The organism is Methylosinus sp. shoA (assembly GCF_059718125.1).
In genome coordinates, this window is record NZ_AP046091.1 from 4,253,059 (window position 1) to 4,275,144 (window position 22,086).

27 protein-coding genes are annotated in these 22,086 nt (G+C 65.9%); 24 read left to right on the forward strand and 3 right to left on the reverse strand.

Going from position 1 to position 22,086, the window contains the following annotated elements; genetic code table 11:
• The first annotated feature begins 2 nt into the window (after positions 1-2).
• The 16 genes from AC6IW9_RS19950 to AC6IW9_RS20025 are packed head-to-tail and all read left to right on the forward strand — an operon-like array spanning position 3 to position 12,797.
• Entirely contained in the window at positions 3-878 is an 876-nt protein-coding gene (locus AC6IW9_RS19950; RefSeq protein WP_497766598.1) for an ATP-binding protein, read from the forward strand.
• Positions 879-884: 6 nt separating this feature from the next.
• Positions 885-1,481 carry a hypothetical protein gene (locus AC6IW9_RS19955; RefSeq protein ID WP_497766600.1) on the forward strand — a complete coding sequence of 199 codons (597 nt, stop codon included), beginning with the start codon at positions 885-887 and terminating at the stop codon, positions 1,479-1,481.
• 9 nt (positions 1,482-1,490) lie between these two features.
• The gene (locus AC6IW9_RS19960) at positions 1,491-3,173 is read left to right on the forward strand and encodes a DEAD/DEAH box helicase (RefSeq protein ID WP_497766602.1); all 1,683 of its coding nucleotides are present in this window, start codon (positions 1,491-1,493) and stop codon (positions 3,171-3,173) included.
• A complete protein-coding gene (locus AC6IW9_RS19965; protein ID WP_497766605.1) occupies positions 3,173-3,388 on the forward strand; it encodes a hypothetical protein in 216 nt (71 codons plus the stop codon). Before AC6IW9_RS19960 ends, AC6IW9_RS19965 begins: the two co-directional genes overlap by 1 nt.
• Complete coding sequence (locus AC6IW9_RS19970; RefSeq protein ID WP_497766608.1) at positions 3,381-3,587, forward strand: DUF6511 domain-containing protein; 207 nt, start codon at positions 3,381-3,383, stop codon at positions 3,585-3,587. The genes AC6IW9_RS19965 and AC6IW9_RS19970 overlap by 8 nt, the downstream gene beginning before the upstream one ends.
• Positions 3,587-4,345 (forward strand): hypothetical protein, encoded by a 759-nt coding sequence (locus tag AC6IW9_RS19975; protein ID WP_497766609.1) that lies wholly within the window; start codon positions 3,587-3,589, stop codon positions 4,343-4,345. The genes AC6IW9_RS19970 and AC6IW9_RS19975 overlap by 1 nt, the downstream gene beginning before the upstream one ends.
• Entirely contained in the window at positions 4,297-4,956 is a 660-nt protein-coding gene (locus tag AC6IW9_RS19980; protein WP_497766610.1) for a hypothetical protein, read from the forward strand. Before AC6IW9_RS19975 ends, AC6IW9_RS19980 begins: the two co-directional genes overlap by 49 nt.
• Entirely contained in the window at positions 4,943-5,110 is a 168-nt protein-coding gene (locus AC6IW9_RS19985; protein WP_497766611.1) for a hypothetical protein, read from the forward strand. Before AC6IW9_RS19980 ends, AC6IW9_RS19985 begins: the two co-directional genes overlap by 14 nt.
• Before the next feature lie 41 nt (positions 5,111-5,151).
• On the forward strand, positions 5,152-5,709 hold the full coding sequence (locus AC6IW9_RS19990; RefSeq protein ID WP_497766612.1) for an elements of external origin: 558 nt from the start codon (positions 5,152-5,154) through the stop codon (positions 5,707-5,709).
• Positions 5,657-7,663: a phage terminase large subunit family protein gene (locus AC6IW9_RS19995; RefSeq protein ID WP_497766613.1), complete on the forward strand. Its 2,007-nt coding sequence runs from the start codon at positions 5,657-5,659 to the stop codon at positions 7,661-7,663. Before AC6IW9_RS19990 ends, AC6IW9_RS19995 begins: the two co-directional genes overlap by 53 nt.
• 12 nt (positions 7,664-7,675) lie before the next feature.
• Positions 7,676-7,888 carry a phage head-tail joining protein gene (locus AC6IW9_RS20000; protein ID WP_144341290.1) on the forward strand — a complete coding sequence of 71 codons (213 nt, stop codon included), beginning with the start codon at positions 7,676-7,678 and terminating at the stop codon, positions 7,886-7,888.
• An 8-nt stretch (positions 7,889-7,896) separates the two neighbouring features.
• A complete protein-coding gene (locus AC6IW9_RS20005) occupies positions 7,897-9,384 on the forward strand; it encodes a phage portal protein (RefSeq protein ID WP_497772568.1) in 1,488 nt (495 codons plus the stop codon).
• Positions 9,385-9,401: 17 nt separating this feature from the next.
• The gene (locus AC6IW9_RS20010) at positions 9,402-11,435 is read left to right on the forward strand and encodes a prohead protease/major capsid protein fusion protein (protein WP_497766614.1); all 2,034 of its coding nucleotides are present in this window, start codon (positions 9,402-9,404) and stop codon (positions 11,433-11,435) included.
• Between the two features lie 45 nt (positions 11,436-11,480).
• Positions 11,481-11,816, forward strand: a complete 336-nt coding sequence (locus AC6IW9_RS20015) for a DUF2190 family protein (protein ID WP_497766615.1) — start codon at positions 11,481-11,483, stop codon at positions 11,814-11,816.
• Between the two features lie 35 nt (positions 11,817-11,851).
• Positions 11,852-12,166, forward strand: a complete 315-nt coding sequence (locus AC6IW9_RS20020) for a head-tail joining protein (protein ID WP_497766616.1) — start codon at positions 11,852-11,854, stop codon at positions 12,164-12,166.
• Position 12,167: 1 nt separating this feature from the next.
• Entirely contained in the window at positions 12,168-12,797 is a 630-nt protein-coding gene (locus tag AC6IW9_RS20025; RefSeq protein WP_497766617.1) for a DUF6441 family protein, read from the forward strand.
• A 7-nt stretch (positions 12,798-12,804) separates the two neighbouring features.
• Here the strand turns inward: AC6IW9_RS20025 and AC6IW9_RS20030 are convergent, their stop codons facing one another.
• Together AC6IW9_RS20030 and AC6IW9_RS20035 are read right to left on the reverse strand one after the other, a co-directional pair.
• Entirely contained in the window at positions 12,805-13,095 is a 291-nt protein-coding gene (locus tag AC6IW9_RS20030) for a type II toxin-antitoxin system RelE family toxin (RefSeq protein WP_497766618.1), read from the reverse strand.
• A complete protein-coding gene (locus AC6IW9_RS20035) occupies positions 13,085-13,333 on the reverse strand; it encodes a type II toxin-antitoxin system Phd/YefM family antitoxin (RefSeq protein WP_497766619.1) in 249 nt (82 codons plus the stop codon). The genes AC6IW9_RS20030 and AC6IW9_RS20035 overlap by 11 nt, the downstream gene beginning before the upstream one ends.
• A gap of 85 nt (positions 13,334-13,418) precedes the next feature.
• Here AC6IW9_RS20035 and AC6IW9_RS20040 point away from each other — a divergent pair, with 85 nt between their 5' ends.
• From AC6IW9_RS20040 to AC6IW9_RS20075, 8 genes are all read left to right on the forward strand, one after another.
• Positions 13,419-13,853: a hypothetical protein gene (locus AC6IW9_RS20040; RefSeq protein ID WP_497766620.1), complete on the forward strand. Its 435-nt coding sequence runs from the start codon at positions 13,419-13,421 to the stop codon at positions 13,851-13,853.
• Between the two features lie 62 nt (positions 13,854-13,915).
• Positions 13,916-15,253 (forward strand): phage tail tube protein, encoded by a 1,338-nt coding sequence (locus tag AC6IW9_RS20045; protein ID WP_497766621.1) that lies wholly within the window; start codon positions 13,916-13,918, stop codon positions 15,251-15,253.
• Positions 15,174-15,443 carry a phage-derived protein YdaY family protein gene (locus AC6IW9_RS20050; RefSeq protein ID WP_497766622.1) on the forward strand — a complete coding sequence of 90 codons (270 nt, stop codon included), beginning with the start codon at positions 15,174-15,176 and terminating at the stop codon, positions 15,441-15,443. Before AC6IW9_RS20045 ends, AC6IW9_RS20050 begins: the two co-directional genes overlap by 80 nt.
• Before the next feature lie 161 nt (positions 15,444-15,604).
• Positions 15,605-15,751 carry a DUF7697 family protein gene (locus AC6IW9_RS20055; protein ID WP_497772569.1) on the forward strand — a complete coding sequence of 49 codons (147 nt, stop codon included), beginning with the start codon at positions 15,605-15,607 and terminating at the stop codon, positions 15,749-15,751.
• Between the two features lie 23 nt (positions 15,752-15,774).
• Complete coding sequence (locus AC6IW9_RS20060) at positions 15,775-19,170, forward strand: phage tail length tape measure family protein (RefSeq protein WP_497766623.1); 3,396 nt, start codon at positions 15,775-15,777, stop codon at positions 19,168-19,170.
• Between the two features lie 11 nt (positions 19,171-19,181).
• Positions 19,182-19,766 carry a DUF2460 domain-containing protein gene (locus AC6IW9_RS20065; protein WP_497766624.1) on the forward strand — a complete coding sequence of 195 codons (585 nt, stop codon included), beginning with the start codon at positions 19,182-19,184 and terminating at the stop codon, positions 19,764-19,766.
• A gap of 10 nt (positions 19,767-19,776) precedes the next feature.
• Positions 19,777-20,616: a phage/gene transfer agent baseplate hub protein gene (locus AC6IW9_RS20070; RefSeq protein ID WP_497766625.1), complete on the forward strand. Its 840-nt coding sequence runs from the start codon at positions 19,777-19,779 to the stop codon at positions 20,614-20,616.
• Positions 20,616-21,080, forward strand: coding sequence for a C40 family peptidase (locus AC6IW9_RS20075; RefSeq protein WP_497766626.1), 465 nt, complete (start codon positions 20,616-20,618; stop codon positions 21,078-21,080). Before AC6IW9_RS20070 ends, AC6IW9_RS20075 begins: the two co-directional genes overlap by 1 nt.
• A 41-nt stretch (positions 21,081-21,121) precedes the next feature.
• Here the strand turns inward: AC6IW9_RS20075 and AC6IW9_RS20080 are convergent, their stop codons facing one another.
• On the reverse strand, positions 21,122-22,075 hold the full coding sequence (locus tag AC6IW9_RS20080) for a hypothetical protein (RefSeq protein ID WP_497766627.1): 954 nt from the start codon (positions 22,073-22,075) through the stop codon (positions 21,122-21,124).
• Positions 22,076-22,086 lie beyond the last annotated feature (11 nt).

Consider the following 22,086-nt stretch of genomic DNA (forward strand, 5'->3'; position numbering starts at 1 on the left):
TCATGGCGCTCCCCATCATCACCGCGGATCAGCGGCTCGCCGAAGCCCGCGGCGTCAAGGGCTGCATTTTCGGCAAGTCCGGCATCGGCAAGACCTCACTGCTCTGGAGCCTCGATCCGCAGACAACGCTCTTCATCGACCTCGAGGCGGGCGATCTCGCCATCGAAGGTTGGACCGGCGATGCGTTCCGGCCGCGCACCTGGGCTGAATGCCGTGATCTCGCAGTGTTCATCGGCGGGCCGAACCCGGCGCTGCGCCCGGATCAAGCCTATGGCGAAGCCCACTTCGCCGCTGTGGCTGAACGCTTCGGCCCGCCGAGCGCCCTCGATCGCTACGAGACGATCTTCGTCGACTCAATCACGGTCGCCGGCCGGCTCTGCTTCCAGTGGTGCCGCGGCCAGCCCGAAGCCATCTCGGAGAAGACCGGCAAGCCCGATGTACGCGGCGCCTACGGCCTGCATGGCCGCGAGATGATCGCCTGGCTCACCCAGCTTCAGCATGCCAGGGCCAAGAATGTCTGGTTCGTCGGGATCCTCGACGAGCGTCTCGACGACTTCAATCGTCGCGTCTTCTCGCCCCAGCTCGATGGCTCGAAGACCGGCCTCGAACTGCCCGGCATCGTCGACGAGGTTCTGACGATGGCGGAGGTGAAGGCCGAGGACGGCGCCAGCCGGCGTGCCTTCATCTGCCAGACGCTGAACCCGTTCGGCTTCCCCGCAAAAGACCGCAGCGGCCGGCTCGACATGGTCGAGGAACCGCATCTCGGCCGCCTGATGAAGAAAATCCGCGGGCCTGCACGGCAGCCGCTCGATTTTTCCGGCCGCCTGCCGGGCCACCTCCATCTCGACGCCTCTTCGAGCCATCCGACCAAGGAGTGATCCGCCATGTCCAATTGGAGCGATTTCAACGACGCCAAGGCGACGACGAACGTCATCCCGAAAGGCGCCATCGCCAAGGTCCGCCTCTCGATCCGCCCCGGCGGCTATGACGATCCCAGCCAGGGCTGGACCGGCGGATATGCGACGCGCGGCTCGACCGGCGCGGTCTATCTCAACGCCGAGTTCACGGTCCTCGAAGGCCCCTATGCGCGACGCAAGATCTTCTCGCTGATCGGTCTCTACAGCCCGAAGGGTCCCGACTGGGGCAACATGGGCCGGGCGCTGGTGCGCGCGATCCTCAACTCGGCGCGCGGCATCTCCGACAAGGACGTCTCGCCGCAGGCGCAGGCCGCCCGGCGCATCCGCGGCTTCGTCGATCTCGATGGCATCGAGTTCGTCGCCAAGATCGACGTCGGCACCGACACCAACGGCGATCCGAAGAACGAGATCCGCACCGCCGTCACGCCCGACCACAAGGAATATGCCGCGGCGATGGGATCGGTGCCCCAGTCCTTCGGCTTCCAGGGCTCGGCTGGCGCACAGGCGCCGGCTCAGCCTGCCACTGCTCCGGCCTCCGGCATGCGTCCCTCCTGGGCACAGTGAGGCGATGCCATGCTGCTTCGCCCCCGCCAGAAACTCTTCGTGGACCGCAGCGTCTCGGCGCTGCGCTTCCACGGCAACACGATCGGCGTGGCGCCCACGGGCGCCGGCAAGACGATCATGCTCTCCGGCGTCGTCGGCGAGATCCTGAAGGACAGCCATGCCAAGGCCTGCGTGCTCGCCCATCGCGACGAGCTGACCGCGCAGAACCGCGCCAAGTTCACCCGCGTCAATCCAGAACTTTCGACCTCGGTGATCGATGCGAAGGAGAAGTCCTGGAGCGGGCGGGCGACCTTCGCCATGGCGCCGACGCTCGCGCGGGAAACCAATCTCGGCCAGATCCCGGCGCTGGACCTTCTCGTCATCGACGAGGCGCATCATGCCGCGGCCGACAGCTATCGTCGGATCATCGACCGGATCCGGGAGCGCAATCCGAACGCTCTGGTCTACGGCGTCACCGCGACGCCGAACCGGGGTGATCGCAAGGGGCTGCGCCCAGTCTTCTCGAACGTCGCCGACCAGATCCGGATCGGCGAACTGATCGCCTCCGGACATCTCGTGCCGCCGCGGACCTTCGTGATCGACGTTGGCGTGCAGTCCGACCTCGGCAAGGTGCGCAAGACCGCCGACGACTTCGACATGACCGAGGTCGCCAGGGTCATGAACCGCACGCCGGTGACGGAGGCGGTGATCCAGCATTGGCGCGATAAGGCCGGCGACAGGCAGACGGTGGTCTTCTGCGCCGATGTCGCCCATGCGACCTCGGTGGCGCAGGCCTTCCGCCAGGCCGACGTGCCGACGGTGCTCGTGACCGGCGAGATGCCGGATGCTGACCGCAAGGCCGCGCTCGCCGATTTCGCGGACGGCCGGGCGCGCGTCGTCGTCAACGTCGCCGTGCTCACCGAGGGCTGGGACCACCCGCCGACGTCCTGCGTCGTGCTGCTGCGTCCCAGCTCCTATCGCTCGACCATGGTTCAGATGGTTGGCCGGGGTCTCAGGACGGTGAACCCGCAGGAGCATCCGGACATCCTCAAGACCGACTGCGTCGTATTGGATTTCGGCACCTCGACGCTCCTGCACGGCTCGCTGGAGCAGGACATCGATCTCGACGGGCGCGAGGTGTCCGGGGACGCGCCCACCAAGACCTGCCCGTCGTGCGAGGCGATCATTCCCCTCTCGTCGCGGGAATGCCCCCTCTGCGGTCACGCCTTCGCCTGTGACGACGGGGGTGATGAGCCGCAGCCGCTCGGCGATTTCGTGATGAGCGAGATCGATCTTCTCAAGCGGTCGAGCTTCAAGTGGTGCGATCTCTTCGGCGACGACGCCGCTCTGGTCGCCACCGGCTTCACGGCCTGGGCAGGTGTCTTCTTCCTCAACGGGCGCTGGTATGCGGTCGGCGGTCGGCAAGGACAGCCCACCACGCTCGTCGGCGCCGGCGAGCGCATGGTGTGCCTCGCGGCGGCCGATGATTGGCTCAACGAGCACGAGAGCGACGAGAGCGCGCACAAGACCCGTCGCTGGCTCTCCCAGCCGCCTACGACCAAGCAACTCGCGCTTCTGCCGGCGGAGTATCGGCAGGACTTCGGGCTCACCCGCTACCAGGCTTCGGCGCTGATCGCCTTCCAGTTCAACAAGGCGGCGATCCGCAGGCTCGTGTTCGGGGCCGATCGCAGCGTTCTGGCGAGGGCGGCGTGATGACGGACGACGCCCATGACACCCACACCGCCATCGGACCGGAAGCGGCTTTGGCATCCGCGTGGGATTCCCTGCGCCATCTGTTGGCGACCAGCGCGCGGCTTTGGCTGGCACGAGCCCTTCCATACGAGTCGGCCGCGCCCGGATCGCTGGTTCTGCTCGATCACCTGTCAGGCCTTCTGGTCCTCGTCGGCACGGAGGCGCTCCGTGGTTGACCTCACCGAACAGGAACGCGCGGCCATGCGCGCGGCACTGAAACCCGTCGCCGAACTTATGGAGGAGATCGGCTGGGCGACGCCACTCGCCAGCCTGTCGGAAACGCAGGTACTCACGCTGATCGAAGCGGCCGTCGGCGCCTTCCAGGAGGCGATGGCGGCGAGCGCCGCGCGTGCGAGCACGGAGATTCCGTTCTGATGCTCGACTTCAACCATCGCGCCAGCATCGCCGATCATCTGAACCAGCGCATCGATGCCGCGCTCGCGGCGGAACGCGCGACGACACCGATGCGCACCTATCTCGGCGCCTCTCGTCTCGGCACGGCCTGCGATCGCGCGTTGCAGTTCGAGTTCACGGACACGCCGCATGACGCTGGTTCGGACCTCGACGGTCGGACGCTCAGGATCTTCGAGATTGGCCATGTGCTCGAAGATCTGGCGATCCGCTGGCTGCGCGCTGCCGGTCTCGATCTTGTCACCCGCACGAAGGACGGCGGTCAGATCGGCTTCTCGGTGGCGGGCGGCCGGATCCGCGGCCATGTCGACGGCGTCGTTTTCGGCGCACCCGGTATTCCGGCTCTTCATGTCCCGGCGCTCTGGGAATGCAAGACCATGAACGCCAAGGCGTGGCGTGAGACCGTCGCCAAGGGGGTCGTGCTGGCAAAGCTGATCTATGCCGTCCAGATCGCGCTCTACCAGGCCTATATGGAACCGGCGCTGCCGGGTGTTTCGGAGCATCCCGCGCTCTTCACCGCGATCAACAAGGACACGGCGGAGCTTCACCATGAATTCGTGCCCTTCGACGCCGCCCGGGCGCAGGGCGCAAGCGATCGCGCAGTGCGCATCCTGCGCGCCACCGACGCCCACGAGCTTCTGCCTCGCATCGCGCACGACCCGGCCCACTACGAATGCCGCTTCTGCCCTTGGGCCGAACGCTGCTGGGGGCTGCCCGGATGAGCGGAGACGACGCCTCGACCGACAATGTCGTGCGCATCGACATGGCCCGTGGGAGTTCTTGGCGGGACTTCAACGACGCCCCGCCGGTCGCCGATCCCGCGCTCAGTCCTGACGCCGAGGCGATCGCGCTCTTCGTCGACCGCGTCTTTGGCTATTGCGACGGGCTGATCCCGGTCCATGGCCTGCCCGAGAAGGGCAACTCCGGCCGGCCGCACACATCCTGGCTTCCCATCGACTCCGAGGCGGCGGCACGCATTCACACGACGGCGCTGTGGGCCGCCCGCGAAGGCGCCGCGCTCTATGTCGTGCCCGGCACCGTCGCCGAACGGGGGCACGCCAAGGCGGATGACATCCGGCAGGTCCAGACGATCGTCGCCGATCTCGACACCGGCGATGTCGAAGCCAAGCTCGCGCACCTCAAGCAGTATCTGCCACCACCCGTGATGGTGGTCGAGAGCGGCGGGCGCAGCGAGGCCGGCGCTCCCAAGCTCCACGTCTGGTGGCGGCTCAACGAGCCGGCGGAAGTCGCGGACATCGATCTCGTCTGCACGTTGCGCGGGATGATCGCCGACAAGGTCGGCGGCGATGGACATCGAAATGATCGTCGCTGAGGGCCTGAAGGCGGGCGAGCGCGGTGTCGATCTCGGCCTTGCGCTTCATGAAAGCGTTGAGGGCTTCGTCGTTGGTCTGGCGGCGGGTCATGATCGTCTCCGGCTTTTGATGACGACATACAGGCGCTGCTTCGGAGACGAGCCAAGCGAATAAGCACCTCATCCGATTAGATTTTTTGACTGTGAGGGCGAGCCGTGGGCGTTTCGATCCGCGCTTATGCGCGAAGCCGTGGCGTCTCCCACGTAGCTGTTCTGAAAGCTGCGAAATCGGGCCGGATACCGCTCGAAGCCGATGGCAGCATCGACCCGGCAAAGGCGAATGCGGCGTGGGAACGCTCGACCGATCCCGGCAAGGCGAAGGGAACCGCCAAGCCCGCGCCCGAGGTGATGAAGCCCGTGCCGGAAGCGGCGCTCGGCTCCGTCCGCGAGACGCTCAAGGAACAGGGGCTCCCTGCCAGCGGCAACGTCACCTTCGTGCAGGCGCGGACCGCGCATGAGATCGCCAAGGCCCATCTTGCCCGCCTTCGGCTGCAGCGCATGAAAGGCGAACTCGTCGATCGCGCCCGCACGACCGCGCTCGTCTTTCGCCTGGCGCGGGAAGAGCGCGACGCTTGGTCGGTTTGGCCCGCTCGTATCGCCGCGCTGATGGCGGCTGAACTCGGTCAGGACGCGCACACCATGCAGAAGGTTCTCGAAACATATGTCCGTGCGCACCTCGCAGAACTCGCCGAGGTCGCCCCGGATTTTAGGTGAGATCGTCACATTCGACGGCGCGGAGGCGATCCTCGGCGCCTGGGGCTCGGGGCTCACGCCCGATCCCGCGCTCACTGTCTCGGAATGGGCCGATCGCGAACGGTTCTTGAGCCCGCGCGCATCGGCCGAACCCGGTCGGTATCGCACCGATCGCACGCCTTATATGCGCGCCATCATGGATGCGTTGTCGCCGACGAACGCAACGCGCCGGATCGTGTTTATGAAGGCGGCGCAGGTCGGGGCGACCGAAGCCGGCAACAACTGGATCGGTTATGTGATCCACCATGCGCCGGGGCCGATGCTCGCGGTCCAGCCGACCGTTGAGCTCGCCAAGCGCTTCTCGCGCCAGCGCATCGATCCGCTGATCGCCGAGAGCCCGGCTTTGCGTGAGCGTGTGAAGCCGCAGCGTTCGCGCGATGCCGGCAACACAATGCTCTCGAAGGAGTTCCCGGCGGGGCTTCTTGTCATCACCGGCGCCAACAGCGCCGTCGGCTTACGCTCCATGCCGGCGCGCTACCTGTTTCTCGACGAGGTCGACGCCTATCCGCCCTCGGCCGACGATGAAGGCGATCCCGTCGCTCTGGCGGAAGCACGCACGCGGACTTTTTCCTGGCGGTCCAAGGTCTTTCTGACCTCGACGCCGACGATCCATGGCGTGTCGCGGATCGAGCGCGAATTCGAAGCGAGCGATCAGCGCCGCTTCTTCGTCGCCTGTCCGCATTGCGGGCATCGGCAATGGCTCAGGTTCGAGCGGCTGCGCTGGGACAAAGGCGAGCCGAACACGGCACACTATGCTTGCGAAGCCTGCGATGGCGCGATCGCTGAGCACCAGAAGACGGCCATGATGGAGGGCGGTGAATGGCGCCCGACGCGGCCGGAGAGCACGAGCGGCACCATAGGCTATCACCTGTCGGGGCTCTATTCCCCGGTCGGATGGCTGTCCTGGGCGGACATCGCCCGCATGTGGGAAGCCGCGCAGGCGAGCGACGAGGCCAAGCGCAGCTTCAAGAATGGCGTTCTCGGCGAAACCTGGATCGAGACCGGCGAGGCGCCCGATTGGCAGCGGCTCTACGAGCGGCGCGGCGCTCACCGCTTCGGCATGGTCCCGAGTGGCGGGCTGTTCCTGACTGCCGGCGCCGACCTGCAGAAGGATCGCATCGAAGTTTCCGTCTGGGCCTGGGGTCGCGGTTTGACGAGTTGGCTCGTTGATCATGTCGTGATCCCGGGCGGCCCGGACTCTGCCGCTGCTTGGGCTGAGATTACCGAACTTCTCGGCCGCACCTGGCCCCATGCCCATGGACCGCGCCTTGGAATCGTGAAGCTTGCGGTCGACACCGGCTTCGAGACCGCGGCGGTCTATGCCTGGGCACGCGCCCAAGGCGCCACGCAGGTCGCGGCGATCAAGGGTGTCGACGGCTTCAACCGCGTGAGCCCGGTCACTGGCCCTACCTTCGTCGATGCGACGGAAGGCGGACGCAAGATCCGTCGCGGCGCACGGCTCTGGACCGTCGCGGTCTCGACCTTCAAATCGGAAACCTATCGCTTCCTGCGGCTGGCCCGACCGACGGACGAAGAGCGCGCCGAAGGCGTGGTCGATCCACCGGGCGCCATCCATCTGCCGCACGGCGTCGACGCCGAATGGGTGAAGCAGCTCGTCGCCGAGCATCTGGTCACCGTCACGACCAAGCGCGGCTTTCAGAAGCTCGAATGGCAGAAGATGCGCGAACGCAACGAGGCGCTCGACTGCCGTGTCTATGCGCGGGCCGCTACCTGGATCGTCGGCGCCGATCGCTGGACGGAAGAGAAATGGCGCGACCTCGAGGACCAGATCGGGCCTTCGCAGGGCGATGACGCCGCCGAGGCTGATCATGAGGCCGGGCTTCTCGCGCGGCCGTCCGCACCTGCGGCGAAGCGGTCGAGCGACTGGCTCGGTCCCCGCAAGAAATGGCTTTGAAGGCAAACGGACATGGCGTGGACCACGGCGGAACTCGACGCGCTGAAGCGCGCCTATGCCAGCGGCACACTGCGCGTGAGCTATGACGGCAAGACGGTCGAATATGGCTCCGCCGACGATCTTCTGAAGCGTATCCGCACCATTGAAAGCGAGATCGCGGCAACGTCGGGTGGCCCGGCACGCCCGATCGCGGGCTTTGCCGGGTTCGGTCGGGGTGATCGATGAGCGAGGTGATGCTGATCGATCGCCTCGTGGCCTGGGCCTCCCCGGAAGCCGGCGTCCGGCGCGCCATTGCCCGGCGCAGTTTCGAGGCTCTGGCGAGCGGCCGGCGAATTTATGACGGCGCAGCCAAGGGCCGCCGCACCGACGGCTGGAAGGCGCCGGGCACATCCTCCGACACGGAGATCGCCGCGGCCGGCGCTCTGCTCCGAGATCGTATGCGCGATCTCGTGCGCAACAATCCGCATGCGGCGAAAGCCGTGTCGGTGCTGGTCAACAACATCGTCGGCAGCGGCATCATTCCGCGCGCCGCGACCGGCGACACCAAGCTCGACGAGAGCGTCAATCGGCTATGGGAGATCTGGTCGCCGCTCGCCGATGCCGACGGCCAACTCGACATCCTCGGCCTGCAGACTCTCGCCGTGCGCGAGATGATCGAAGCGGGCGAAGTGTTGCTGCGTCGCCGCCCCCGACGCGCAGCGGACGGGCTTCCCCTGCCGCTGCAGGTTCAGGTGATCGAAGCCGACCTTCTCGACGCCACCCGCAACGGCGATCTCGCCGATGGCGGACGGCAGCTGCAGGGCATCGAGTTCGATGCGATCGGTCGCCGTCGCGCCTATTGGCTTTACGCCCAGCATCCGGGCGATGCGGTCGTCTCGATGCGCCGTCGTTTCGACAGCGCGGCAGTGCCGGCGCGTGACGTCCTGCATCTTTACGAGAAGCAGCGCACGCAGGTGCGCGGCGTTCCCTGGGGGACGCCGGTGATGCGGGCCTTGCGCGATCTCGACGATTGGACGCAGGCCGAACTCGTCCGCAAGAAAACCGAGGCCTGCGTCGTCGGCATCGTGCTCGGCGCGGATGAGGCCGACCAGGGCATTGCGCCGGCGGTCGTCGACGCCGACGGCCAGCGGGTCGAGCAGTTCGAGCCGGGGCTGATCGCCTATGCGCGCGGTGGCAAGGACATCCGCTTCAATCAGCCGGCGACGACGGCCGGAACAGGGGAATGGCTGCGCAGCCAGTTGCACATCATCGCGGCCGGTTTCCGCATGCCCTACGAGCTGCTGACCGGGGATCTCTCCCAGGTCAACTATTCCTCGATCCGAGCAGGGCTCGTCGAGTTCCGCCGGCTGATCGATGCGATCCAGTGGCAGATCGTCATTCCCTGCCTCTGCCAGCCGCTCTGGATCTGGTTCTGCGAGGCAGCCTGGGCGGCAGGCAAGTTGCCGCGCCCCGACATCGCGGTCGAATGGTCGCCACCGCGCTTCGAGGCTGTCGACCCGCTGAAGGACGCGATGGCTGATCTTCTGGCCTTGCGCTCCGGCACCATGACGCTCGCGCAAGCGATCGCCCGGCAGGGCCACAACCCTGATGCCGTGCTCGCCGAGATCGCGGCGATGAACGCCAAGATCGACACGCTCGGGCTCGTGCTCGACAGCGATCCGCGCCGCGTCACCAAGACCGGCGTCATGCAGGCGGTGCCAACCGACCCGTCGGACGCCTGACTTCCAAGGACATCGACATGAACCGTCACATCGATCTGCCGCCGCTTATGCGGACGGCAGACCTCTTGCCGTCCTCGATCGACCGGGAGGCCCGCACCATCGAGGTCGTCTGGTCGACCGGCGCGCGTGTCCGCCGCCACCCGTTCTTCGGCGATCCCTTCGACGAAGAACTCGCCATGGATCCGCGCTCGGTCCAGCTCGATCGCCTCAATGGCGGCGCGCCGCTCCTGAAGGTCCATGACGCCTCGGCGCTCGACAGCGTGATCGGCTCTGTCGCGCCAGGCAGCGCCAGGATCGAGAACGGGCGCGGCCTCGCCCGCGTTCGCTTCTCGGAGCGCGAGGACGCGGAAGCCGTGTGGCGGGACGTCGAAGCCGGGCACATCCGCGCGGTCTCGATCGGCTACCAGGTCCATCGCTTCGAAGTGACGAAGCAGGTCGGCGCACCGGAGCTTTGGCGTGCCGTCGACTGGACGCCTTTCGAGATCTCCGCCGTGCCGATTGGCGCCGATCCGGCCGCCGGCTTCCGCTCGCACGACGCCGAGAATGGAACGCCGCTCATTCCCTGCGTGATCGTGCGGACCAACGTCGCCGATGCGCGCACAGACCCGTCGCCGACCCCGTCAACACCCATCCGCGCCTCCACCCCTCAACGCAAGGAGCCTGTCCCCATGGACGAAACCGAGACCATCGAAACCGTAACCGCCGGCGGCGCGGCCGAAACCACGCGGGCCCCGGACAATGCCGCCAACGCGCCCGATGCGGAAGCGATCGCGTCCCGCGCGCGGGACACCGAGCGTGAACGTGTCGCGACCATCTACGACTTTGCCGGGCGGCTCTCGCTCGACCGAGGCTTTGCCGAAGACCTGGTGAAGCGTGGCGTCGCCATCGATACGGCGCGCGCCGCCATTCTCGACAAGGTGGCGGCGGAGGCGGACAAGGTGCGCGTGGCCTCTCAGGTCAGCGTGCCGCTCGGCGGCCGTGACGAACGTGTCACCCGCCGCGACGCGGTCGCCAATGCGCTTCTCCATCGTTACGCCCCGACGCTTTTCCCGCTGACGGATCCGGCACGGGAATATCGCGGCATGACGCTGCTCGAACTCGCCCGTGAGCAGCTGAGTTCGGCTGGCGTCAACGTGCGCGGCCTCTCGCGGGACGAGATCGCAACGCGCGCGCTGCATTCGACCTCGGATTTCCCCGAGATCCTTTCGGCGGTGACCAACAAGACGCTGCGCCAGGCCTATGAGGTCTATGCGCGGACGTTCATGCCCTTCTGCCGGCAGGTCCTCGCCACCGACTTCAAAGCGATGAACCGCGTCCAGATCGGTGAAGCGCCGCAGCTCCTGAAGGTCGACGAAGGAGGCGAATTCAAGCGCGGCACCATCGCAGAGTCGAAGGAGAGCTATCGCATCGAAACTTATGGCCGTGTCGTCGCCATCACCCGCCAGGTCCTCATCAACGACGATCTCGATGCCTTCACCCGCATCCCGGCCATGTACGGCACGGCGATCGCAACGCTCGAAAGCGATGTGGTGTGGGGCATCGTGACCGCAAACGCCAACATGGCGGATGGTGTCGCGCTCTTCCACGCGACCCATAAGAACCTTGCGTCTCCGGCTTCCGCGCTCAGCGTCGCCGCGATTGGGGATGGCCGGACGGCCATGGCGAAGCAGACCGGCCTCGACAAGAAGACCGTCCTCAACGTGCGCCCGGCCTATGTTCTGGTGCCGGCTGCGCTCGAACTCACCGCCGAGCAGATCATCGCGCAGAACCTCGTCCCGGCAAAGACCGGCGATGTGGTGCCGCAATCCATCCGGACGCTCACCCCCATTGCCGAGCCCCGGCTCGACGCGGCGAGCGCCACCGCTTGGTATCTCGCCGCGAACCCGGCGCAGATCGACACGATCGAATACGCCTATCTCGAAGGTCAGCAGGGCGCCTATATCGAGACCCGCAACGGCTTCGATGTCGACGGGGTCGAGATCAAGTGCCGTCTCGACTTTGGCGCGAAGGCGATCGACTGGCGCGGCCTTTATCGCAATCCCGGCGCCTGATCCGGTCGCGATCGTCATCACCTTTCCACTCAAGGAACAGAAGCCATGAAGAACTACGTCCAGCCCGGGCGCACGATCACGCTTGCCGCTCCTTATGCCGTCGTCTCCGGCGATGGTCTCCTCGTCGGTTCCATTTTCGGCGTGGCGACCGCCTCCGCTGCGCTTGGCGAACTGGTCGAGGCACATCTCGTCGGTGTCTTCGACCTGAAGAAGACTGCGAGCCAAGCCTGGTCTGTCGGCGACAAGGTCTATTGGGACAACACGAACAAGGAAGTCACCAAGACCGCCAGCACCAATACGCTAATCGGTGCTGCGATCGAGGCCGTCGGCAGCGGCGCCGGTGAAACGATCGGGCGCGTTCGGCTGAACGGCACGGCCTAAGCGCCTCTGCTCGGCCAGGATGAAGAAGAAATCGCATGGAAGCGTTCCGCGCTGCGATCGACGTGCTCTTCGCCGATCCCAACCTTGCCGAGACCGCGCTCTGGAAGGTGGACGGGGTCGGACCTGGCACGTCCGTCGCGATCATTCGCAAGGTACCGGACGTCACAGATGGCTTTGGCGACACCCGCGTCGTTCTGCCGACGGTCGTCCTGGATGTCCGGAGATCCGACATATCGGCGCCGGCCGAAAGCGACCTGGTCGAAATCGGCGCTTCGACCCTCAAGGTGATCGGAACGCCCATGATCGATCGGCTCGGCATGGTCTGGACCTGCGAAATGGTCGAACTGTGAGATGCGCCTGACAATTCAGATGCCTGATCTCGGCAAGGCGCTCGCGGGCACCGAACAGGCGATCGAAAGCGCCGTTACATCCGGGATGCGCGATGCGACGACCGGGCTCAAGGAGGCGCTGCGTCAGGACATCGTCTCCTCCGGGCTCGGCGAGCGGCTGTCGCGGACGTGGCGCGGGAAAACCTATCCGCAAACCGGATCGAGCATGGAGGCCGCAGCCTTCGTCTGGTCGAAGGCGCCCAAGCTGATCGACGCCTTCGATCGTGGAGCGGTGATCCGCTCGAAGAACGGCTTCTGGCTGGCGATCCCGACAGCTGCGGCTGGAACGAGCGGCATCGGCGCGAATGGCCGATCGGCGCGCATCACGCCGGGGGGCTGGGAGCGCAGGACCGGCATGCGGTTGCGCTTCGTCTATCGTCGCGGGCGCCCTTCGCTGCTTGTTGCCGATAATGCCCGCATCAACAGCAAGGGGCGCGCTGCGCCGAACCGGAGAAAAACGGGTCAGGCGACGGCTGTGATCTTCCTGCTTGTCCCGCAGGTCTCCCTGCGCAAGCGCCTCGATGTCGACGCTGCGGCTCGGGCATGGGCTGGCCGGGTGCCATCTCTCATCGCCCGACATTGGCGAGGATGATGCCGGATCAATCCGTGTGCCGGCGTGCGGCAGTCTTGTAGACTTCGTTGCGCTCGCGCTTGCCGACCGCCACGACGAGAACGACCAACTCCTGATCGCGAACCTCATAGACCAGGCGGAAACCAGCACTACGCAGCTTGATCTTGTAGCGCTCTTTCGCGCCATGCAAACGAGCGGAGGGAACTTTCGGATTTTCCAGCCGCTCGGCGAGCTTGGCCTTGAATTGGTCTCGCGTGGTGCTGTCGAGCTTGCGCCATTCCTTCAACGCTTCGTCGAGGAAGGCCAGCTCATAGGTCATCGAGCGAAACCTTGTGGATCGCCTGTCCTTCGCGCGCGTCCGCAATGGCGTTCAGCTCGAGGTCTTCGAGACGCTCCAGCAGATCCTCATAGGCCTTGGCCGGGATGCAATAGAACGCCGGTTCGTTGCGGTTGAGGATCGCAACGGGGAACCCTTCGCCGGCAGCAACGGTGCCCATGGGGTTCTTCTTCAGGTCCGAAATGCTGGCGACCGTGGTCGCGTGAACGGCATGTGCCATGGTGAAGTCTCCTTTAATCGACCTCTAAATAGACCTCTTAACAGGTCTTTTCAAGGTCGCCGCCGGCACAACCTGGAAAGAGACCATGACCTCGAAACGCGAAGCGGTCCTGAAGGCCGTCACCGCCCGGATCGTCGCGGCGCTGCCTGGCGCCGAGGTGAAGCGCAATCTCGCCAAGGCGGAACGGATCGGCCCCGGCGGCCTCGTCGTCATCCGCGACGGCGATCCCGGCGAGCCGGAGGTGACGCTGTCACCACTCAGCTATCTCTATAGCCACCGCATGCCCGTGGAGATCGCGGCCTATGAGAGCGCGACGCTGACCCGTGAGGCGGTCATCGACCAGACGCTCGGCGCCATCGGGACGTCACTTGCCAGCGACCGCACGCTCGGGGGTCTCTGCGACTGGGTCGAGGCGGAGGCGCCGGTGATCGACGATGTCGAGACGCTTGGCGCGGTGCCGGGGCGCGTCGCCGAATTCTCGATCCTCGCCATCTACGCGACGCCCGACCCGCTGGGCTGAACGCGGATCGGTCCGCGCAGGCGGACCACCAATTCTGACCATTCCCACCAAGGAGCATCGACATGGCGCGCGCACGCGGCGCGAACGCCGGCCTCGCGGCCGTGTTCGAATCGACCTACGGAGTCCCTCCGGCCTCCGGCTACCGCAGGCTTCCCTTCGTCTCGGCCAATCTCGGCGAAGAGCAAAGCTTGATCGAGAGCGATCTTCTCGGATTCGGGCGGGAGCCGCAGCAGCCAGCCTATGACGTCATCAACAACGAGGGCGACGTCGTCGTCCCGGTCGATCAGCGCAATATCGGCTTCTGGCTGCGCGGACTCATGGGGCCGCCGACCAGCGCGGCCGTAGTCGCGGCCAGCGGCTCGATCGTGTTCGCGAGCCAGCCCGCCAACAACTCGACGATCACGCTGAACGGCATCGCCTGGACCTTCGTCAACACCTCACCGAGCGGGAACGAGAGCCAGATCGGCGCCAATCTCGGGGCGACCCTGACGAACCTCGTGACCGCTCTCAACGCCTCCGTGGTCTCGCAGATCGCTGCGGCGACCTACGCCCAGACGGGGGGCACGACGCTCACCATCACCCATGACACGATCGGGGTCGCTGGCAATGCCTATACGCTCGCCGCACAGGCGACGTCGAACGGCACTCCATCGGGCGCGACACTCACCGGCGGCGCCAACAGCCACACCTTCATCTCGGGTGCGCAATCCCTGCCGTCGCTGGCGATCGAGATGCAGCTGCCCGACGTGCCTTTCTTCGGCATGACCTATGGCGCGCGGGTCAATCGGTTCCAGGTCCAGGCGCAACGCTCCGGCCTTCTCTCGGCAACGATCAACGTCATTGCACAGGGCGAGAGTGTCGCGACGAGCACGCAAGCTGGAACGCCCACGAGCCTGGTGCTCGATCGCTTCTCGCAATTCCAGGGCGAGGTGAACCGCAACGGCGTGGCGCTCGGCAACATCGTCTCGGCGGAGCTTGCCTATTCCAACAATCTCGAACGGGTCGAAGTCATTCGCTCGGACGGGCGCATCGCCGACGCAGACCCCGGCATCATCGCTGCGACAGGCACGATCACCACACGCTTCGCCGACACCACGCTCGTCGATCAGGCGACGAACCGGACGCCTTGCGAACTCTCCTTCGGCTGGACGGCGGGTCCGAGCGCGTCCCTCATCTGGACGCTGCATCGCGTGTTCCTGCCGCGTGGGGACCGACAGATCCAGGGACCAGGCGGCATCCAGATCCCCTTCGGACACGCCTGCCGATCTCGACCTCCTGCCGGGCGTTCGCGTCACTGCGCGTCCGATCACCGTCGCCGCGATGCTGCTGGCGCGCGCCGCGGCCGCCGAGGTGTTGCGCACGGCGGAAGGCAATGCCGACGCCACCATTGCGGCGGGTGAGGCCTTCACCCGTGCGCTCGCACGGCACACCATCGTGAGTTGGGAAGGCATCGGCGACAAGGACGGTACGCCGGTGAAGCCAACCCCGGAGCGCATCGACCAGCTCATGGATTGTTGGCCGGCTTTTGACGCCTTCGACCGGCTCCATGTCGGGCCGGCTCTCACGGGGTTCGATGAAAAAAACGCCTGATCGCCCTCGCCACATGGCACTTCGACGGGGGCGAAAGCTATTGCTCGGCGTGTCCGAGCAGGTGCCCCGATTGCCCTTATGAGATCAATCAGCCGCAGACTGGCGACGGGCTTCTTGCCTGGGAAGTGATCCATCGCTCAGCTGGGCAAGTCCGTGCCGTGATGGGCGCAGCCTATGCGCTCGACTTCGGCGCGATCCTGGCGCTCGCGCAGGCCATGGGAGCCGGCTCCGCGCTCCTTGCTGACATCTTGCCCGAAATAGAGCCGATCGTCGTTGCCGCTTATCGGCGTGGGACGGACGGCGCCTGAGTCCGGAAAGCCGATCCACCCCCATGTCCACCGCCAATGTCTCGATCCGCCTCGGGCTCGAAGGCAAGGCGGAGGTCAAGCGGGGCTTCGAGGAAGTCGCCGGATCCGGACAGGCGGCATTCGGCCAGGTCGAACGCTCGATCGATCAGGCTGGCGCCGCCACCGACCGGCAGACTGCCCGGCTGAAGCGCCTTGCGGAAACCGCGAAGCTCGCCACTGCAGCCGATGCTTCACAGCAGCGCTTCAACGCGATCCTCGGTGTCGACAATGCCGTCTCGAAATCGGCGCGGGACTCGGCCGCCGTCTTCGAGGAGGCGGCAAGCGAGGCCGAAAACTTCGCTCGTCGCGCGGCGGCGCTCCGAGCTGAACTCGACCCGCTCGGCGCCGCGCAGGACCGCCTCAACCGCGAACTCGGGGAGTATGCGGCGCTCGCCAAGCGCGGCGCCATCAACAGCACCGAGCACGCGGCGGCGCAGACGCTCGCCCGCCAACGCTTCGAGGCGACGGAAAAGGCGCTCAAGGGCGTGGGCAGCGCAAGCTCGCTGTCGCGCCAGCAGCTCCTGACGCTGCAATACACGTTCAACGATGTCGTCGCCTCGCTCGGCTCCGGCATCTCGCCCATGACCATCCTGCTCCAGCAGGGTGGTCAGGTGACGCAGGCTTTTGGCGGTCTGCGGGGGACGCTCGTGACGCTCGGCTCCGCGATCGGCGTGGTCGGCGGTATCATCGCCGGCGTCGCGGGGACCGTGGTCGGGCTCACGGCCGCCTGGATCGCCAACGACGCCTCGACCCGCGCCGTCGCCACGGCCCTCACGGGCGTTGGCCGGGCTTCGGGCTCGACCACCGCCGAACTCGAACGGATCGCCCGGACCTCCTCGGAAGCCGGCCGGGTGTCCGTCTCGTCGGCGCGCGAGATGGAGGTCGCGTTCCTCCGCACCGGCAAGATCGGCGCGGAGGAAATGGGTCGGGCGATCGGCATCGCTCTGAACTTCGCGGTCACCCTTGGCGTCGAGACGCGCCAGGGCGCCGAGCAATTGGCGGGGGCGCTCGCCGATCCGGTCCGCGGCGCTGACGAACTTAATCAGCGTCTCGCCTTCCTCGACGACCGCACGCGGACCTATATCCGCACGCTGGTCGAGCAGAACAACCGGACGGAAGCGCAGCGCGTTCTTCTGAACGCCCTCATGCCGGCGCTCGCCAATGCCGAACAGGCGACCAATGCCTTCGGTCGCGCTTGGGACTATGTCAGGCGCCAGGCTTCGAACGCTTGGAACGCCATTGGACGCGCAGTCGATCGGGCGGTCGATGGTCGCACACCCGAGGAAGAGCTCGATCTCCTGCGCTGGCAACGCGTCAGGCTTCAGGAGAATGCAAACAGTGCGGGCTTCGTGCCCCTCATGCTGCCGCAGGTCGAGCAGCGCATTGCGGAACTCGAACGGCAGCTGGACGAACAGCAGCGCCGCGCCCGTGAGATCGCCGCGGACGCCCGAGCGAACGAGCTTTCAGTCCGCGCTGGAGAGACCGCGCGGGATCTCACGCCGGGTTATCGCGATCTCCTGCGTCTGCGCGAGCAGGAAGCCGCGCTACGAGCGGCGCTCTCCGACCCGCAGGCACGCGCCAAGCTCGCCGACGTTGGGCAGGTCGAGCAGGCCTATGCTCGCGTCCGGGCCGAACTCGACCGCTATCGCGACGGCCTTGGAACTGCCGCAGTCGCTGCGGAGGCGTTCCGCAGCCGCTCGGATATTGCCGCCGAAGCGTTGCGGTCGCAGTCGAATGTCACCGAAGTCACGGTCCGGGCGACGCTGGCGCTCGCTCGGGCCTACCTCGAAGGCGCGACTGCCGCCGAGACGGCTGAGGCCCAACGGCAAGGGCTGATCGATCAAGCGCGCGACGGAATCGACGCCGAAACCCGCGCCCGCCAGGCCCTGCGCGAGCGGATCGCCGAAACCGCGGCGACGGCCGCCAAACAGGTTCAGGATCTGGGCCTCGAGGCGGACGCACGCCGTCGGGTCAACGATCTCATCGCCTCGGGCACGATCACGTCGTCGCGCGCCCAGCAGCAGCTTCAGCTCGAACAGGCCCTACGGCCGCTCATCACGGCGCAGGCCTTGGCGGAAGGCGATGCGCGCGCGACGCTGACGCAGATCATCGAGCGCCTGCGTGAAGCCTATGGACGCCTCAACGCGGAGGAGGCTCGCGGGCAGGCGCTCTCGGCGATCGAGGACAAGCGGCGCGAGATCGAACTGCTGCAGCGGCAAGTCGGGCTCGTCAATGCGAGCGTCGCCGCCCGTTCGAGCGCGTTGGCGATCCTGCGCGCCGAGCAGGAGCTGCGCCAGCGCGGCATCGACATCGCTTCCGCCGAAGGACGCGCCTATGTCGAAGCGGCGGGCCAGATCGAGAGCCTCGGCCGAAGCCTGCGCGGCCAGGAGCGCCTTGTCGAGCAGCGCGAAGAGATCGCTCTTCTCGAACGCCAGGTGGCGCTCGTCGGGGCCTCGGTCGCCAAGCGCGGCGACGAGCTTGCCGTCCTTCGCGAGATCCAGGCGCTTCGCCGCGCCGGGATCGACAAGGACAGCCCGGAAGGACAGACGGCGCTCGCGGGCGCGCGGCGCATCGAGGAACTGACGCGAACGCTCACGGGGCGTCAGGCGATCCTCGACCAGCAAGACGAGATCAAGCTTCTCGAAAAACAGATCGAGCTTGTCGGCCGCAGTGCCTCCGAGCGCGGTCTGGTGATAGCCCAAATCCGCGCCGAACAGGGCCTGCGCTCGCGCGGCATCGATCTCGCCTCCGAGGAAGGTCAGAAGATCGTCGAGAATGCTGTTCGTATCGAGCGCCTGACGCAGGAGCTGCAGAAGCAGGATGCGGCCTATCGCGGCCTCGAAAACGCGGTCGGCTCGGCGCTCGACCGCTTCGGCGACGTGCTGGCGCAGGGCAAGACCGACTGGAAGTCCTGGGCGGATGCTGGACGCTCCGCATTGCAGGACATCAGCCGCGAGATCATCAAGCTCGCGGTCCTCAATCCGCTGAAGAACTTTCTGTTCGGCGGCAATTTGCCGACGCTCTCGAATACCGGCGGCTTCTTCGGTCAGATTTTCGCGGGCCTCTTTCACGAGGGTGGTCTCGTCGGGACCGGCGGGACCATGCTCATGATGCCGGCTCTCGCTTTCGCAGGCGCGCCGCGGCTTCACGGCGGCGGCTATCTCAAACCCGACGAGATGCCGGCAATCCTCCAGCGCGGCGAGAGGGTTCTGAACCGGACGGAAGCCGCGGACTATGAGCGCGGTCGCGGAGGAGCGTCCTCGCCGATCATGCTGACCTTCAACGTCTCGACGCCGGATGCCTCTTCGTTCCGGCGTGCGCAATCGCAGATCACCGCCGAGATGGCGGCGGCGATCGAGCGGTCGCGGCGCAATCTCTGACGGATGTTCCGATGGGCTTTCACGATGTCCGGTTTCCCGATGCGATCGCGCGTGGCGCGACCGGCGGTCCAGAATACTCGACCGACATCATCGCGGTCGCCTCCGGCTTCGAGCAGCGCAACATCAACTGGCAGGCCGCGCGCGCCCGCTACGACATCGGCACCGGCATCCGCACCCGCGAGCAGATGGCCGAGGTGATCGCCTTCTTTCGCGCTCGCAAGGGCCGCGCCTATGGCTTCCGGTTCCGTGACTGGACGGATTTCGAAGCGGCGGGACAGGCGATGCTGGCGACCGCCAACCCGCTCATCTGGCAGTTGGTGCGACGCTATCCGAGCGGACCGGGCGAGGATGTCCGTCTCATCACCAAGCCCGAAGTCGGCTCGGTGATCGTGCGGGTGAGCGGCTCGCCCGTCGGCGTCACCATCGATCACTTGACCGGCAGGGTGACGTTCCCGTCCGCGCCTGGGGCCACGCCCTATGCGGACTTCCGCTTCGATGTGCCGTGCCGCTTCGACACCGATCACCTGCCAGTGGTCGCGACCGCCTTCCACCTTCAGCAGATCTCGTCGATCCCGATCGTCGAAATCAGGACTTGAGCCGCCTCCCATGAAGACCATGAGTTCCGGCCTTGCCGCTCATCTCGACGGCGAGGTGACGACGCTCGCCTGCCTCTGGCGTCTCGAACGCGCCGACGGCTGGGTGCGCGGCTTCACCGACCACGATCAGGACATCGCCTATCTCGGCCTCAACTACGTCGCCTCGACCGGCTTCCTGCCCTCTGCGATCAAGTCTGGCGCCGATCTCTCCGTCGACAACCTCGATGTCGACGGTTTCCTCGACGATGACGCCCTGAAGCCCGAGGACCTGACGGCGGGACGCTTCGATGGCGCGCGCATCGACATCATGCTGGTCAACTGGGCCGATCTCGCGCAGGGGCATGTCCTGTTGCGTCGCGGCTGGCTCGGCGAAGTGAAGCGCGCGGATCAACGCTTTTCAGCTGAAGTGAGAGGCATCGCCAATCGGCTGCAGCAGACCTCCGGCAAGCTCTATTCACGGCTCTGCCGCACGGATCTCGGATCGGCCGAATGCACCGTGGATCTTGCAGCGCTCACCGACACGCTCACCATCTCGGCGGTCGCGTCCGGCGATACCTTCATCGTGCCGACGGCACGCTCGTCGGGCTTCTACACGTTCGGCATCTGCACCTTCCTCACCGGCGCGAATGCCGGAGCGGCGACCGAGATCCTGTCCCAGGTCGGGCAGTCGGTGACGCTCTTCACACCGATGTCTCGACCGATTGCGATCGGGGAACAGGTCCGCCTCGTCGCAGGTTGCGACAAGACCATTGAGACCTGCCACAGCCGCTTCTCCAACGTCCTGAACTTCCGGGGCGAGCCGCACATCCCTGGCAACGATAAGGTGTTCAGCTATCCGGTGCGTGACTGATGTTCACCCCCGACGACGTCATCGCCGAGGCCCGCACATGGCTTGACACGCCCTGGCACCACCAGGCCGCCGTGAAGGGAGCGGGGTGCGACTGCATCGGCTTCATCCGCGGCGTCGCCGAACCGTTCATCGGCAAGGTCGATATTCCGCTCGACTACACACCGACCTGGCATCTCTACCGCGCCGAGCCGCGTATGTATCTCGGCTTCAAAGCCGTTGCCGAAGAGATCGACCCGACCGATGCACTGCCCGCCGACATCCTGCTCTTCGGTGCCGGCAAAGGCCCTGCGCATCATTGCGCGTTCCTCACGCCCGAAGGCGGTTTGATCCACTGCTACCAGGAAGCCGGGCGCGTGGTCGAACACTCCTTCTCGGACTTCTGGCGGCCGAAGCTGCGGCACGCATTCCGGTTTCCTGAAGTTTTGACAAACGGGTCTGATCCGATAACCCACCGGTCACGATGATGTCGGCAGCCACTCAATTCATGTTTGCGTTCGCGGCCAAGTCAGTCGTCCTTCGCTGCCACGTAAGCATGATAGCTGCAAAGGCCATCGTGTTCGTAGTAATCCTCGGCGCTCAGCGCTTCGCCGCAAATCGCACATTCGGCATCTTCTGGAACGGCAAAGTCGCAGGCCGCACAACGGCGTTCATCAATCACATAGGTCTCCTCGCCACATTCAGGGCAAGTCGCGATAGGCGGTTCACCTCCATCCTTGATAGCAATATGGGCCTCGCCGCCGAACGCCTCATCGAAGGCCAAAGAAAGAACGGGACCAAGCTCCGATTCCGTCCCGCAAGCTGAGCAGATTAATACGGTATTTTGCTGGTTTATGTTGCTAACTTCACGTTGTCGAATCAGCGACGATCGACAGGCAGGGCAGGCGAAATCTGAAAGAGCGCGAGCGGCCGCGTCAGTTTCCCAGTCGATCACCTCAAGTGTCCGCCTGCAAGCCCGCAGCTCGGCATCGAACAATTCAGCGTTTTCAAGAAGTGCATTCCAGCATTCTGCGCCAAGCACCTTCAGAGGGTCTTCCTGCAATACCTTAAGCACCTGTCGAATGACGAGAAATGCTTCGGCAACGGCTTGCCGCGCCCGATCCCGCGACCCTTTGAAATATGAGTGCTCCATATGGTGCCGGATTTCGGCGATAGCGTCGAAGCCCTTCCAGTCAAAGGCAATATCAAATGCCTTGAAGCGCTTCTTAATGTCTTCGAGACCAACCGTATTCCGTCCAACCCCCTCAATCGACACTCCGCCAGTGGCGGTCGGCTGCGGTTCGAAGCGCTGCGCCAGTAAGATCTCATCGTCAGGGGAAAGGCGACGGAGCTTTTCTTTGCACAACAGGAGGATGCCAGCGTGAATGTTGCGAACGGCCGACAGCACACGGCGGTCGTCATTCTTCAAGAAATCCTCGACCCCAATCTGAATGGACTCGACCGCATTATCGAACAAACTCATGGGTGCTCCCG